Source organism: Candidatus Methylobacter favarea (genome assembly GCF_902806695.1).
Classification (GTDB): Bacteria; Pseudomonadota; Gammaproteobacteria; order Methylococcales; family Methylomonadaceae; genus Methylobacter_B; species Methylobacter_B favarea.
Genome location: NZ_CADCXN010000069.1, coordinates 25,293 through 38,977, shown reverse-complemented (window position 1 = coordinate 38,977; position 13,685 = coordinate 25,293). Strand labels below are relative to the sequence as shown.

Annotated in this window: 15 protein-coding genes; 11 read left to right on the top strand and 4 right to left on the bottom strand. The window is 48.3% G+C overall.

Annotated elements, in window-relative coordinates; genetic code table 11:
* Positions 1–333: 333 nt before the first annotated feature.
* Positions 334–711: a DUF167 domain-containing protein gene (locus tag HUX64_RS10670; RefSeq protein ID WP_174626223.1), complete on the top strand. Its 378-nt coding sequence runs from the start codon at positions 334–336 to the stop codon at positions 709–711.
* Positions 712–1,433: 722 nt separating this feature from the next.
* Here the strand turns inward: HUX64_RS10670 and nifA are convergent.
* Positions 1,434–2,978, bottom strand: coding sequence for a nif-specific transcriptional activator NifA (gene nifA, locus HUX64_RS10665; protein ID WP_174626222.1), 1,545 nt, complete (start codon positions 2,976–2,978; stop codon positions 1,434–1,436).
* Positions 2,978–4,597: a nitrogen fixation negative regulator NifL gene (gene nifL / locus HUX64_RS10660; protein ID WP_174626221.1), complete on the bottom strand. Its 1,620-nt coding sequence runs from the start codon at positions 4,595–4,597 to the stop codon at positions 2,978–2,980. The genes nifA and nifL overlap by 1 nt, the downstream gene beginning before the upstream one ends.
* 350 nt (positions 4,598–4,947) lie before the next feature.
* Between nifL and rsxA the strand changes: the two genes are divergently transcribed.
* The 9 genes from rsxA (at position 4,948) to bfr (ending at position 11,751) form a co-directional block, all read left to right on the top strand.
* Positions 4,948–5,529, top strand: a complete 582-nt coding sequence (gene rsxA, locus HUX64_RS10655; RefSeq protein WP_174626220.1) for an electron transport complex subunit RsxA — start codon at positions 4,948–4,950, stop codon at positions 5,527–5,529.
* Between the two features lie 15 nt (positions 5,530–5,544).
* Positions 5,545–6,099: an RnfABCDGE type electron transport complex subunit B gene (locus HUX64_RS10650; RefSeq protein ID WP_174626219.1), complete on the top strand. Its 555-nt coding sequence runs from the start codon at positions 5,545–5,547 to the stop codon at positions 6,097–6,099.
* A complete protein-coding gene (gene rsxC / locus HUX64_RS10645; RefSeq protein ID WP_174626218.1) occupies positions 6,093–7,634 on the top strand; it encodes an electron transport complex subunit RsxC in 1,542 nt (513 codons plus the stop codon). The genes HUX64_RS10650 and rsxC overlap by 7 nt, the downstream gene beginning before the upstream one ends.
* Positions 7,631–8,704: an RnfABCDGE type electron transport complex subunit D gene (locus HUX64_RS10640; protein ID WP_174626217.1), complete on the top strand. Its 1,074-nt coding sequence runs from the start codon at positions 7,631–7,633 to the stop codon at positions 8,702–8,704. Before rsxC ends, HUX64_RS10640 begins: the two co-directional genes overlap by 4 nt.
* A gap of 373 nt (positions 8,705–9,077) precedes the next feature.
* A complete protein-coding gene (rsxG, locus tag HUX64_RS10635) occupies positions 9,078–9,815 on the top strand; it encodes an electron transport complex subunit RsxG (protein ID WP_174626216.1) in 738 nt (245 codons plus the stop codon).
* Positions 9,816–9,875: 60 nt separating this feature from the next.
* A complete protein-coding gene (locus HUX64_RS10630) occupies positions 9,876–10,565 on the top strand; it encodes an electron transport complex subunit E (RefSeq protein WP_174626215.1) in 690 nt (229 codons plus the stop codon).
* A 16-nt stretch (positions 10,566–10,581) separates the two neighbouring features.
* A complete protein-coding gene (locus HUX64_RS10625; protein WP_174626214.1) occupies positions 10,582–10,842 on the top strand; it encodes an RnfH family protein in 261 nt (86 codons plus the stop codon).
* A gap of 29 nt (positions 10,843–10,871) precedes the next feature.
* Positions 10,872–11,102, top strand: coding sequence for a (2Fe-2S)-binding protein (locus HUX64_RS10620; RefSeq protein WP_174626213.1), 231 nt, complete (start codon positions 10,872–10,874; stop codon positions 11,100–11,102).
* Positions 11,103–11,286: 184 nt separating this feature from the next.
* Positions 11,287–11,751, top strand: a complete 465-nt coding sequence (bfr, locus tag HUX64_RS10615) for a bacterioferritin (protein ID WP_174626212.1) — start codon at positions 11,287–11,289, stop codon at positions 11,749–11,751.
* Between the two features lie 170 nt (positions 11,752–11,921).
* Here the strand turns inward: bfr and HUX64_RS10610 are convergent, their stop codons facing one another.
* Together HUX64_RS10610 and HUX64_RS10605 are read right to left on the bottom strand one after the other, a co-directional pair.
* Positions 11,922–12,233 carry a hypothetical protein gene (locus HUX64_RS10610; RefSeq protein WP_174626211.1) on the bottom strand — a complete coding sequence of 104 codons (312 nt, stop codon included), beginning with the start codon at positions 12,231–12,233 and terminating at the stop codon, positions 11,922–11,924.
* A 556-nt stretch (positions 12,234–12,789) separates the two neighbouring features.
* Positions 12,790–13,053, bottom strand: coding sequence for a nitrogen fixation protein NifZ (locus HUX64_RS10605; RefSeq protein ID WP_174626210.1), 264 nt, complete (start codon positions 13,051–13,053; stop codon positions 12,790–12,792).
* 197 nt (positions 13,054–13,250) lie between these two features.
* Between HUX64_RS10605 and HUX64_RS10600 the strand changes: the two genes are divergently transcribed.
* Positions 13,251–13,607 carry a HesB/IscA family protein gene (locus tag HUX64_RS10600; protein WP_174626209.1) on the top strand — a complete coding sequence of 119 codons (357 nt, stop codon included), beginning with the start codon at positions 13,251–13,253 and terminating at the stop codon, positions 13,605–13,607.
* The last annotated feature ends 78 nt before the right edge of the window (positions 13,608–13,685 follow it).

Below are 13,685 nucleotides of genomic sequence, written 5' to 3'. Positions count from 1 at the left end.
TTCTCAAAAGGTACCGGGATGCATGCCCTACATTTGGTTTACGTCCCCTTATCAACAAACTCCGGTATCATCATGTTATTCCCTATGCACTTTTCCAATGGGTACAGGACCATAGGATAGGCTGAGGCACGCAACCCGTCAATTGCGTCAAGACCGGTAAAGCGATTACGCCTTGTCCCCGGTAATTTTTTAGTATTATAAGATGTTCATAGCGTCTCCTTTAAATCCTTTTCGGAACTTTTTGGAAATGATACGCGATGCGTATACCTTATGCTCGCCATATGGTCCCAACTCAGTCCATCAGGAAATTTATCTCTACATTAACTAGATTCTGTGGCAAAACCGAAAAAAACAAAATCAAAATCCGAAGGCAACGCCGGGCGCAAAGGATTGGCGATAGATTCTTTTTGTGCCTGGGATGGCGACATCCTGGTGCTTAATATTCTTGGTACGCCCAGCGCAAAACAGGACGCCATTGGCAAGCCTAAAGGTCATCAGCTCAAAGTGAGCGTCACCGCCACGCCGGTAGGAGGCAGAGCAACCGATCATATGGTTCGATTCCTGGCAAAAGAATTCGGGGTCACAGTAAATGATATTGAAGTTGTGTTTGGACGATTCAATATCAATAAACAGTTACGTATTAAATCGCCCAAACAGCTGCCTTCTGTCATCAACAAACACTTGTCCAAAGAACAGCCAGATAATACGTAATATATATAGCTCGCAGATTTGGGGCGCAGTACGAACCCCAATCTTGTATCTTAACCCCTGCCATGATGAGCTATTCCGGCACTGTGGCAGCCGCAGCTCGCCCTTAGTTTTAAGGAGCAATCTTGTCTCGTATTTTCTGCTGCCACGCAGCCGGACTTGAAGGCGGATCGTCATCTGCAGGTCGATTGCCGCCGCGAGTCCGCCCCTTCACAACCCTGCGCTGGCAGTAATGCCTAATCACCTCTTCCAATCCCGAGCACTGGGCGGCTTATCCGAAGCCGGTGACCGTGGAGCGACCATCCTGGCGCCTCGGTGCTCGGACGTCTCCATTATCCAAAGCTGGCCCTTTTCGCCTTTGCTATTTTATATATGACCGATCGTCGGCATTCCCCATAACCCCGCCTAACAAGGCGCCCCCGCGGCGCTTGCAAGAATCTTTATAAACCAAAATTCTGTACTCCTCTCTGCACTCGCCGCCTTGCCCAAGTTTGTCAACTCGTGTTTTGACATTTTGAAAATTTGACAGTCTTATCAATCCAATTATGCTGTTTAAACCTGACTTTTAAAATGACATGGCTGCCCAAACTCTTCAGAAAATCTTACAAATCTCAGCTTATCATGCAGAGATGCAAAATAGTGCCCTTTTAAAACAGATGGAATCAACACAAACTGTACCGTCCAGCATTCAGGAGAGCATTATCGGAGAACTGGACAGAGATTACTTAAATTTGTTTCATGGTAATATCCAGGGTCATAATCCGATAAGCGATTTGTCTTGGCGTCATATTCAGCAGACGAGCGGCTTTGGCTTGAACCCAACCGCTTTGCTCCAGGGCGGCAATAACCCGTTCACGGTCATCCATGTTTTCATCATTAAAGTCAACTGCCAGCGATTTTTGGGGTTTAAGGTTAAGCCCTGCCTGCGCCACAACATCTTCCAGGCCGGAATTGACCATGACATCACGATCAATGACGCCATCGGGACTCATGATTGCCGCCCGTTCAAGCCGGTTTGCCAGTTCCCGGACATTGCCTGGCCAGTTGTGTTTCATTAATATGCGTATCGCACTTTCCTTGATTTCCAGAGGCCGCCCGCCTTGCTGCTCAGAAATTCTGCCGAGCAGGAATTCGGATAGCTGCGGAATGTCCTCAGTCCTGTCGCGTAAGGCGGGCATCTGCACAGGCATGACATTAAGCCGGTAGTACAGGTCTTCCCTGAACTTGCCTTCGGTGACTTCTTCTTCAAGATTGCGATTGGTCGCGGCAATGATGCGAACATTAACCTTGATGGTTTGGGTGCCGCCCACCCGTTCAAATTCGCCTTCCTGTAATACGCGCAGCAGTTTTGCCTGGAATGAGGCTGAAATTTCACCGATTTCATCGAGAAACAGGGTGCCGTTATCCGCTAATTCAAAACGGCCTTTACGCTGGCTTAGGGCGCCGCTAAATGCACCTTTTTCGTGCCCGAATAATTCCGATTCCAGTAAGGTGTCGGGTAAGGCTGCACAATTCAGTTTTAAAAATGGGCCGCCGGCACAGCCTGAGTTAAAATGAATCGCATTGGCGACCACCTCCTTACCGGTTCCTGATTCGCCTCGAATTAATACCGTGGTATTCCATTTGGCAACCTGGCGTATTACATCAAACACTTTTAACATTGGCAGCGAATGGCCAATGATATTCTCGAAGCTATAGTTTTTGATCAACGCCTGTTTGAGTTGATCCCGCTCACTCAACAGATTGCGCTGATTGCGTTCGATTACCCGCAGCATTTTGACGCTTTGCGCAATCAAATTGGCAATCATCTCCATAAACCGGGCACGCTCGCCCAGAAACAAACTGTTATCAGGCTGGGCTGCCAGCACGCCGATGGTATCGCCTTCTTCTATGTAGATCGGTGAGCCGATAAAAGGTAACTCGGGCTTATACAAGCCCATACGACCTAAAAAACGCGGCTCTTCAGATACCTTGTCAACAACAATCGTACTGCCCTCATCGAGTATGGCGCCCATTAATCCTTCACCTGGATTGTATCTGACCGGCTCGGAAAATTTACCTGCGCCGTTTGTATGGACAACGCTGACAATCATGCTGCTGCTTTCAATTTCTCGCAGCGTTATCATACCGGAACGCATACCTGACCTTTTATGGAGCATCTCCAGAACGGCTTGCAATTTCGCATACAAGTCATGCGTACTGTTTAATACCTGACTGATAAGGTACAAGGTATCCAGCTCGGCTTCGATTAATTGTGTACGCCCCGACATTAGTCCAGACCCCCGGGCTTCTGTCTGTGCCGGGGAAAACTTATCCTGAGCCGGCATCCCTGAGCATAACCTGGATCTATATCAATAAATCCCTGGTGCTGGTTAACAATTTCCTTTGCCATAACCAGCCCCATTCCGGCCTGAGTGCCTCCCATGGGGCGAGTGGTATAAAAAGGTTCAAATACTTTTGCGCGCTTATCGACCGGAATCCCCGGCCCGGTATCTTCAATGCTGACATAAATCAAATCAGCGTCGGCATTCGTAGTAATCTTGAGCCGCTGCTGCGTACAATCCGACTCGCTGATGGCTTCAATCGCATTGTCTATCAATTGCTTGAATAATATGCGCAGGCGATTTTCAGAACCCAGCATGCAGGGCAATTGCGCAAGCGGCTGCCAATGCACGTCTATACCATTACTAAAGATACGCTGATTACTGAGTAACAGTACGTCATGCAGAATCTGGTTCAGGTTAACGTGAATAACAGCGGTTTGCAGAATCTCGGGAATACATTTTTGCATAGTGGAAACGGCTTCTTCTCCCGAGTGCTGAATCTGCTGCAATATCTGCAGCAGGCCCGCCTGCTGCTCTCCCTGCCTGTGTTTTAAAATCTGCTCGGCAGCCCTGATTTGATTCATGGGCATTTGAATTTGGTGTATTGCACCCAGCAATGTTTCCCTTATGCTGCGCACTCGCTCATCCTCAGACATAAGGGTTTTTAAAGTCTGAATATGCAGCTCTTCCATCTGTCGGCGTTGCCTCGTGATATCGGTTATGGTCAGTATCAGATACTGCTTCGAAGTATTTTCAAAAAACGCATCGGCATTTACTTCATTCTCCATGAACCAGTTTCCGGCACAGGAAAACCAGTGCGATATCCCGTTCCCTTTGCCTTCTATTTTAAATTCACGGTTAGCAAAACCCTGTTCATCACCTTGTAACTGCGACCATAAATCGCCCATTTCCTCTCGCAGTTTATGTAAAAAATAAAGTGCAGGCTCGCCTTTATCAAGATCCGTGACCAGCGCCTTATAGTTATGATTATCTAAAATCACCCGATCCTGATTGTCAATAACCACCATAGCCAAGGGCGATGAATTAATCACCGATTCAATCAATAATTTTTGATTAATTATTCTTTTTTCAGATTCATGAGACCGGGTAATATCCCTATGCATGCCTATGTAGTGAGTAACCGTCCCTTGCTGATTTAACATCGGCGCTATAGTCAAATCAGCGAGATAGCGATGACCGGATTTATGCCGGTTGCATAATGTTCCGCGCCATATTTTCTTGCTCCTGATGGTATGCCATAAATCATAATACACTTCTTTGGGGGTGCGTTTGTCCGATAATATTGATTCGTTTTCGCCCAGCACATCTTCAGGCTGATAACCGGTGACTCTGGAAAACTCTTCATTAACGTAAAGAATTCTGGCTTTTTTATCGGTAATTGAAATAGCTATCGGCACCTGTTCAACCGCTTCAACAAACAGGCTGTAAGGCGTCCGGTCGCTATCAACCTTATGCCCTTCTCCAAACAAATCAGGCGCAAGTTCGCTGATGACGCTTGCCATGTTGGTATGTGCCTGTAAAAATCGCAAGGAAGTTTTTTTCATAAGTTATGACTGGGTGTGAGGACTTCTGAATACTTTAGTTAATATCACTAGCAATTATAACGCCAACCTCAACACTCCTATTTCACATAATTCCAGCATTGGACTCACCTTTAGTTTTAAGCAAAGCTATGAAGTGAACACGTTTATAAAGCATGAGATTTTGTAAGGTTTACGACAAATTATTTTTATCTATAACGATATGTATTACTTGCAACAGTTTTCATGCACTGATTTGGGCTGTTTTTGCATAGCCCTTGGCTTACAGGCTTGCTGCCTCTGCACAAAATTTATAGTGGCATAATTGATGCTGTGGTCTTGTAAACAGTTCTGAAAACAGCTTGGAAACAACGGTGAGTGAATATCTTCTACTTTTATTAGGCACGGCTCTGGTCAACAACGTGGTTCTGGTGAAGTTCCTCGGTCTGTGTCCGTTTATGGGTGTCTCGAAAAAGCTGGATTCGGCATTGAGCATGGGCCTTGCGACAACTTTTGTGTTGACTCTGGCGGCCATGACCAGCTGGCTGCTGGAGCATTTTATTCTGGCGCCCTTGAATATTCAATTTTTACGCATACTCGCATTTATTCTGGTGATTGCAGCAGTCGTGCAGTTTACCGAAATGGTCGTGCATAAAACCAGTCCGGTACTGTATCAGATACTGGGCATTTTCCTGCCGCTGATTACCACCAATTGCGCGGTTTTGGGCGTGGCCTTATTAAATATACAAGAGCAATCTGGTTTTATGCAAAGCATGGTTTTTGGTTTTGGTTCGGCGTTGGGCTTTACCTTGGTAATGGTGCTTTTTGCCGGTTTGCGGGAGCGGCTGGCGTTAATGGCAGTCCCGGCATTATTTTCAGGCACGCCGATTGCTTTCATTACCGCCGGCATTTTATCGCTGGCATTTATGGGTTTTGCAGGACTTTACAGTAAATAGTTACGGGGAAAAACTATGTATGTTTTATCCGCTATTGTAAGTTTAACAGTGTTAGGGCTATTTCTAGGCTTGTTGCTGGGTATTGCCGCCCGTTATTTAAAAGTTGAAAGCAGCCCGGTTATCGATGAACTGGAAGCCTTGCTGCCTGGTTCACAATGTGGGCAATGCGGTTTTCCAGGTTGCCGGCCGGCCGCCGAAGCATTGGCCGAGGGTAAAGCGCCCGCGACGATATGTCCTCCCGGAGGCAGCGCCCTGGCGGAGCAAATCGCCGCTTTATTAGGGCTGGACCTGGATTTAAGCGAAATAAAGGAGCCCGAATTACTGGTTGCCAAGGTTAGCGAAGCCACCTGCACAGGCTGTACCCGTTGTTTTAAAGTCTGTCCTACCGATGCCATTGTCGGCGCGCCCAAGCAAATTCACGCCGTGGTTGCCGATGCCTGTATCGCCTGTAAAAAATGTATCGACGTCTGCCCGACTGAATGCCTGCAAATGCACCCGGTTGAAGTCACTTTGCGTAACTGGCGATGGGCCAAACCCGTTTTGCCTGAAGCGAGCCGCGCTGTATGTTAAGTTTTTTCTCGAAACCGCGTATTCGCGGCGGTGTCCATGCCGAGGAGCACAAAGCCGCGACGGCGGCGCTGCCGATAGCAAGCAACTTCCCTTTGCCGAAAAAATTATATATTCCGCTGCAGCAGCATGTCGGCAAAGCCGCGGAGCCCGTGATTAAAGTCGGTGAAAAAGTGCTGAAAGGACAATTATTGGCCTATAGTCAAGGCATGATTTCCGCGCCCGTCCATGCCCCGAGCTCGGGCGTCATTCTTGATGTAAACGATTATCCGGCGCCCCACCCGTCCGCTCTGCCGATTCGAACCATCGTGCTTGCAACCGATGGCAAAGACGAATGGCTGGCAAGCCCTGTCATCACAGACCCGTTCCAGCTAGCGCCCGAAGATATCAGTTTGCGCGTCGGCGCGGCAGGCATTGTCGGCTTGGGCGGCGCAACGTTTCCGACTGCGGTCAAGCTCAATATGGGGCGTGAAAACCATATTGATACCCTGATCATTAATGGGGCGGAATGCGAACCCTATTTATGCTGCGATGACCGCCTGATGCAGGAACGCGCCGAACAGATTATCGACGGAGTGCGTTTGATGCTGCACGGCATGACAAATTCGCCGGGAGCGAATTTGCATTTACCCGAAGGGGGACGGCCCGGCATAAAAACCACAAACGCCGTGGTGGCGGTTGAAGACAACAAACCGCACGCCTTTCTTGCCATGAAGACTGCAGCAAAGCCGTATTCTCTGATTAAGGTCATCCAGATTCCGACCCGCTACCCGATGGGTTGGGACCGGCAATTGATCCGTTATGTAACAGGCAGGGAAGTTCCCGTTGGCTGCCGTTCCTCCGAAATCGGTGTGACTATTCATAATGTCGGCACCGCTTATGCCGTCCATAAAGCAATTCGTCATGGACAGCCTTTGCTTGGCCGGGTGATTACGGTAGCGGGCGGCGCAGTGAAACGTCCGATGAATGTGGAAGTTCCTTTCGGCACGTTAATCTCTGAACTGTTCGATTTTTGCGAAGTGAATCCGGAAGTAACCGCGCGCATCATTATGGGCGGCCCGATGATGGGCGATGCTATGCCGCATACAGGACTACCTACCGTCAAAGCCACCAGCGGCGTTCTGGCGCTAACACAAAGTGAATTGAAAAATACTGATGAACAGCCCTGCATCCGCTGCGCCAGTTGCGTCAGCGTGTGTCCCGCCGGCTTGCGGCCTCTGGATATGGCGAATACTATTCGCACCAATCAACTGGAGGCAACTGTAGATTTAGGCTTGAAAGACTGTATCAGTTGCGGTTGCTGCTCATATATCTGTCCCTCCAATATTCCGCTGGTGCAGTATTTTAAATATGCCTCGGGCGAAGTCATGGCCAGACAGCAGGCGCAGCATAAAGCCGAGCAAACCAGGCGCCTGATCGATGCGCGCAACGCGCGCTTGGAGCGCATGGCTCTGCAACAGCGCGAGGAAGAGCTGGCCCGTCTGGCGGCAAAGGCAGAGCGGGAACGGCTAAAAGCCGAGCAAGGGGCATTGGTATGATCGCTTATATAAAACCCAGCAGCGGCGCGCATGTAGGCGTTAAAACCAGCGTTAGTCATATTATGTGGCAAGTCATGCTGGCGCTGTCGCCTGCCACCGCGTTTGGGATCTGGTGTTTTGGCTGGCCGGCTTTGAATCTGTTTATTATTACCGTCTTATCGGCTGTTTTTTTCGAAGCCTTCTGCCTGCGTCTGGCGGGCAGAGTTGCCAAACCCGTCATTATGGACGGCTCAGCAGTATTGACAGGATGGCTGCTGGCGATAACGCTGCCGCCCTGGGCGCCGTGGTGGCTCGGCGTGGTCGGCGCCGGGCTGGCTATAGTTTTAGGCAAACAGGTTTATGGCGGCCTTGGACAAAACCTGTTTAATCCCGCGATGCTGGCGAGAGTCGCTTTGCTGATTTCCTTTCCTATGGAAATGACGACCTGGGCGAATGTATCGCCGTTGTTTTTTCCGGCTTCGCCGGGTCTTGCTGAAAGCTTGCGTATTACTTTTACCGGAATAGCCGATATCGACGCCAGCACCGGCGCGACGACGCTCGGTTTTATCAAAACTGAATTCTCGCAAAACCGTTTGCTTCCGGAAATTTTGCAGGATTATTCCGCATTGCTTAATTTTATCGGCTGGACGCGCGGCAGCCTGGGTGAAACCTCGACATTGCTGCTGGGTCTGGGCGGGGTCTGGCTGATCCGCCAAAATATTATTCAATGGTATATTCCGCTTGCCTTATTGCTGACAGTTACGCTGTTGGCCGGCATTTTTCATGTCATGGACAGCCAGCATTATATCAGTCCATTTCTGCATTTGAATTCAGGCGCGATGATGTGCGTGGCCTTTTTCATTGCCACCGACTATGTTACCTCGCCGAATACGCCGGCAGGACAGCTGGTTTTCGGCGCGGGCTGCGGTCTGCTGATGTTCGTAATTCGTACCTGGGGCGCCTATCCCGAAGGAGCGGGTTTTGCCGTACTGTTGATGAATGCAGCGACACCGCTGATAGATCATTACATCCGGCCGCGTATTTACGGGCGCGACCACAAAGGCAAAGCCCTTGAAATCCCGAAATCGTAGGTCGGGTTAGCGATAGCGTAACCCGGCAATAGTAGCCGTGCCTTCCCTGGCTTCTGGGCTGCTCACTGCATCCTTGCGGTTCGGGCTTCGCACATCCAAATTCGCTCCAGGCGAATTAGTCCGGCTCTCCCCGGCACCAATCTGTCTTGAACAGATTGGCATTGACCCGAAGGGCTCCGGGCAGGATGGCCCGGTGTGACTAATCCGTCAGGAACGGATTTGCATTTACCCGAAGGGCTCCGGGCAGGAAAGCCCGGAGTGAATCCCTGACCGGATCAGGCTCTGCCGGAACGACGATGTTTTTAACTGAGGACAATGATGCTAGAGCGTGGAAACGATCTAAATTTTAAATGTTTGAGCCAGAGCCTAAGCCATGAGATGTGATCCCGCAACCTTCCAATGCCTGAAAGAAAAAATTGCGGTTTACCGGGAATTCCTGAAAAACTGGCTGGAACCGTCGAACCTGGAAAAGCTCAGACCCACCCTGAAATTTCAAACAGGAATTCTAGCGGGCTTCGCCTTGCTTGCCAGCGTGCTGCTGGGCGTGACCAATTGCAGTACAGAAGGCGCCATTCAACAGCGGCTGGCTGAAGATTTAGCAAAATCGCTGGAAGAAGTCGTGCCAGCCGCTCTTCATGATAATGACATGCTGCAAGATACCTTGACCATTCCATCCGCTGACTACAATATCGGCGCGAACAAAACAACAGTTTATATCGCTAAAAAGTCCGGCGATGTCACTGCCGTGTGTTTTAAATTTACCGCACCGGACGGCTATTCTGGCGCAATCAACATGATTGCAGGTATAGACCGTAATGGCAATATTCTGGGCGTGCGTGTACTCAGCCACAAGGAAACGCCAGGCCTGGGCGATAAAATCGAGGCCGCAAAGTCGGACTGGATATCAAATTTTGTCGGCCGCTCCCTGGACAATTTAAGCGCGGCACAATGGGCCGTCAAAAAAGATGGCGGTGAATTCGATCAGTTTGCCGGGGCGACCATCACGCCGCGCAAGTCAGTACAGGCAATTTATCGCAGCTTGCAGTTATTCAAAGCCCATCAGGCGCAACTGATCAATCCGGTTGCCGGCCTAAGTCCCGACAATGAGTGAAGCTTAACCCTAAACTGTCTCGTCTTAATTTGAAAGCCATTAATCCTTGAGGAATTCGACATGTTCATATCAGAAACCTATCGTAAAATTGCCAGCGACGGCCTCTGGAACAACAATATCGTATTCGGGCAAAATCTGGCGCTTTGCCCGTTGTTGGCCGTAACCGGAACGGCCACCAATGGTTTGGGCATGGGTCTTGCGACACTGGTTGTCATCACTGCGTCCAACGGCCTGATTTCCCTAACGCGGCATTTAATTCCCGGCGAAATCCGTATCCCGATTTTTGTGCTGCTGATCGCCGCGCTGGTGACTTTAGTCGATATTTTAATGAATGCCTGGGCGCACGAACTCTATAAGGTACTGGGCCTGTTTATAGCGTTAATCGTCACCAATTGCGCCCTTTTAGGCCGCGCCGAAGCCTTTGCCTCCAAACAACCGGTAAAACATGCCTTATGGGACGGCCTGATGATGGGCGCAGGCTTTACCCTCGTTCTTGTCGCCCTCGGCGCGGCAAGAGAAATCAGCGCTTCGGGCACCCTGTTCGCCAATGCGTCATTATTGCTGGGCGAGTCGTTCAGGTTTCTGGAAGTCACTGTTATTCCCGACTACAAAGGCTTTTTATTAATGGCTCTGCCGCCTGGCGGATTCATCATGCTGGCTTTTCTGATTGTCGGCAAACGTCTGATAGATCAAAAACTTGCGCAGAGAAAAGCGCAATCCATCCTGGTAAACGAAGCTATAACTGAATAATCGATGAGGAATTATCATGAATGTCGGAGTTTGTTACGCAGAAGTCGATAGACAACTATGGATGCGTCTGGAAGTGCCTGATAACAGTACCATAGAAGAAGCCATCAATTTGTCCGGTGTATTAAAACTTTATCCCGAAATAAACCTGACCTGCCAGAAAGTGGGCGTATTCGGCAAAATTGCTGCGCTGGATACCCTCATTAAGGAGGGCGACAGGGTGGAGATTTATCGGCAGATAACGGCCGATCCACAACAGGTGCAGCGGCGCAGACGCTAATTCATCCAACAGGATCCAGGGGAAGCAAGATGTATATATGCATTTGCAAGGCAGTCACCGACTCGCAGATTTTAACCGCTATTGAAAATGGCGTTTGTACGCGGAAAAAACTGGCTCATTGTTTAGGAATAGGCAAGGATTGCGGCAAATGCAATAAAGAAGTTATGACTCTGCTTAACTGTCATGAAAACAGGCTATCACCTCCCTTAATCATGAAAGATGTACTTTCACAGCAAGCCATAAAAATAGGAAGGGTATGAAGAACCCGAAGTTTTTACGCTAAGGTCATGGCTTTTTTTCGTGAACTTCCTGTTTTCGTGGTAGATTTATAATCTATAAATCTACCTTCATTTACTGCTGTATCCGAGATTCAGGGTAAGCGAAGAATTGACCCCATTGCCACAAATCACTTCCTTCCTTAACGATCAGACAAGAGATAATTTTATGAAAGGCGATTCCAAAGTCATTGAATACCTCAACAAAGCTCTGGAAAATGAGCTGACAGCAATCAATCAGTATTTTCTTCATGCCAGAATGTATAAAAACTGGGGATTTAAAAGTCTTAACGAAAAGGAATACCACGAATCAGTTGATGAAATGAAACATGCCGATCAAATTATCGAGCGCATTCTTTTTCTTGAAGGCCTGCCCAACCTGCAAAATCTCGGCAAATTGATGATAGGCGAGCATGCCCAGGAAATGCTCGAGTGTGATTTAAAACTCGAACAACTCGCCGCCCCCCTGCTCAGAGAAGCCATTGCCTATTGCGAAACCGTGAGTGATTTTATTAGCCGCGAACTGTTTTCCAGTATCCTGGAATCCGAAGAAGAACATATCGACTGGCTGGAAACTCAACTCGAATTGATTAATAAAGTGGGGTTGCAAAATTATTTACAATCTCAGATGTAAAGAGCTTCGCCACGGGTGGACTCGGAACTTCCAATTCTGTACCGCATTGCCCATTGATGCTTCACAGTAAGACTGTATCAGTTCCGCTCGCCGGCTATGCCATTGGCGAGCGGAATAGGTCGGGACATAGCCAGTTACTACATTATCAGATACTGATCAATAGTTAGTTTTTAGCCGCCTTTCTGTTTGCGCCTCAAGTCTATTTTTTCGTGATGTTTAGCCCGAAACGCATCCCGTTCTTGCCGGGTTTTCATACCATCAAGCTTCAGTAAATACTCGCAACGCTCCTGCTCTGTCATAAAATCAGCGCCGTAGATATGAGAAAAAACAGGCACATCGCCTACTCTGCCGGTTAACTCTTGAGGAGTTTCACTAAAGGACTCCTCTTGTTGCTCTACCTCGGACCGGGCTATGGAAGTGGAAGAAAAGACGGCTATAAATAAAGAGGCAAGTAATGCCATATACAGATTATTTTTCAACATGAAATATCTCCTTAAAATTTAAGATAAAAAGCACCTTCTGTTTTAAGCAATATTGACACGCCCAGAAATCGCTGAATCAAGATAAGCGCGTTAAAGCCACTCTCCTTTATATTCCCAGGAAATCAAATCATTCTTCTTCAGCGCTATTGAAATGCTGAAAAAAGACAATTCCCCCTACTTCTCTTACCAAAAATATGACTTGGAAGTTATTTAATTCAGCTTTGAACTTGAACCCGACTGGAAATACGCAGGATAAATAATCGGCCGGTATTTCGCTGCCGGGGAAAAAAGAAAGGGCAGTGTTAATCAATGCAGTTTAATAGTATCAGAGTCAGAGCCTGATATCGCTACCTCAAAAATGGTTAGCGATGAACTGACAGGATTGGACACGGCTTATCCCTGGCGACAGATCTGATTAAATTCTTGGCCAAGGCTTTGCTGAACATAGCCGAAGAGCTGGAATGAATGGCAAAGCTCTGATTGCGCTGGTAGTAGAGATGCAAAATATTGCATCTCCACGCCTCTACTATAACGGAAAGATTCGTTCAGCGATTGCCTAATTGCCAAGCCTCGGTTCAACCATCAAATCTTCAACCCAGCAGCCAATGGGATTGCCCAGATTCATGTTCTTATCTTCAAAGCGCACCAGAAAAACGCTGCGATGGGGTTCTGCTTCCACATGCCCGATCAGGGTGAGGACGCCGCGCGTTCCAGCTTCGGCCAATATCTCGCCTTCGACGCCATCCGGTATGGAGCCATCATCAACGATCGTTTTTGCGGCATAAACGACATCGCCCAACTCTAAATCTTCTATTTTCATTGCTTATCTCCTGTTTTTGTAGCAAAGCTTACATTGTCAGCTCTGTGTGATTAAAACCTGTTTGATTGTGCGTTGCTTATTGTAAAGCTGCTTTGTTAATTCCTTATTAAACAATCTATTACACATAAATTACGAAATGGCATACAGGTTGCTTTAAATATTTACAAGAACGATGCCAAACCCTTCAGGAGACATGTGTGATTACATTAACAGAAAAGGCCATTAACGCTGTCAACCGCTTCATTGCCGGCTCGGAAACACCTTCAGCAGGTTTGCGGATAGAAGTCACTGATGGCGGCTGTTCAGGTTATCAATACGGTTTGAAGCTTGAAGCCAGCCACACGCCGGAAGATACCATCATTGATTGCGGCGACGTGAAAGTGTTTATCGATCCGGTCAGTATGCCGATGCTCGATGGCATGTCCATCGACTTTCTCGACAATATTGACGGCTCGGGATTCAAGTTTACCAACCCTAATGCGGCTAAAAGTTGCGCTTGCGGCTCTTCGTTTAACACCAGCGCCGAAGGTACCGGAACCAAATCCTGTTCTTAATGTAGGGTGGGCAACGCTTTTTGCCCACTGACCTTCAATATGGAATGAATGGTGGGCAAAAAGCGTTGCCCACCCTAC

Excerpts from the sequence above, each read along its gene's own strand:
- HUX64_RS10620 (WP_174626213.1), top strand. The coding sequence starts at position 10,872 with ATGTATATATGCATTTGCAAGGCAGTCACCGACTCGCAGATTTTAACC.
- HUX64_RS10625 (WP_174626214.1), top strand. The coding sequence starts at position 10,582 with ATGAATGTCGGAGTTTGTTACGCAGAAGTCGATAGACAACTATGGATG.
- nifL (WP_174626221.1), bottom strand. The coding sequence starts at position 4,597 with ATGAAAAAAACTTCCTTGCGATTTTTACAGGCACATACCAACATGGCA.
- HUX64_RS10650 (WP_174626219.1), top strand. The coding sequence starts at position 5,545 with ATGTATGTTTTATCCGCTATTGTAAGTTTAACAGTGTTAGGGCTATTT.
- HUX64_RS10610 (WP_174626211.1), bottom strand. The coding sequence starts at position 12,233 with ATGTTGAAAAATAATCTGTATATGGCATTACTTGCCTCTTTATTTATA.
- rsxG (WP_174626216.1), top strand. The coding sequence starts at position 9,078 with ATGAGATGTGATCCCGCAACCTTCCAATGCCTGAAAGAAAAAATTGCG.
- nifA (WP_174626222.1), bottom strand. The coding sequence starts at position 2,978 with ATGTCGGGGCGTACACAATTAATCGAAGCCGAGCTGGATACCTTGTAC.
- HUX64_RS10640 (WP_174626217.1), top strand. The coding sequence starts at position 7,631 with ATGATCGCTTATATAAAACCCAGCAGCGGCGCGCATGTAGGCGTTAAA.
- bfr (WP_174626212.1), top strand. The coding sequence starts at position 11,287 with ATGAAAGGCGATTCCAAAGTCATTGAATACCTCAACAAAGCTCTGGAA.
- rsxC (WP_174626218.1), top strand. The coding sequence starts at position 6,093 with ATGTTAAGTTTTTTCTCGAAACCGCGTATTCGCGGCGGTGTCCATGCC.
- HUX64_RS10630 (WP_174626215.1), top strand. The coding sequence starts at position 9,876 with ATGTTCATATCAGAAACCTATCGTAAAATTGCCAGCGACGGCCTCTGG.
- HUX64_RS10605 (WP_174626210.1), bottom strand. The coding sequence starts at position 13,053 with ATGAAAATAGAAGATTTAGAGTTGGGCGATGTCGTTTATGCCGCAAAA.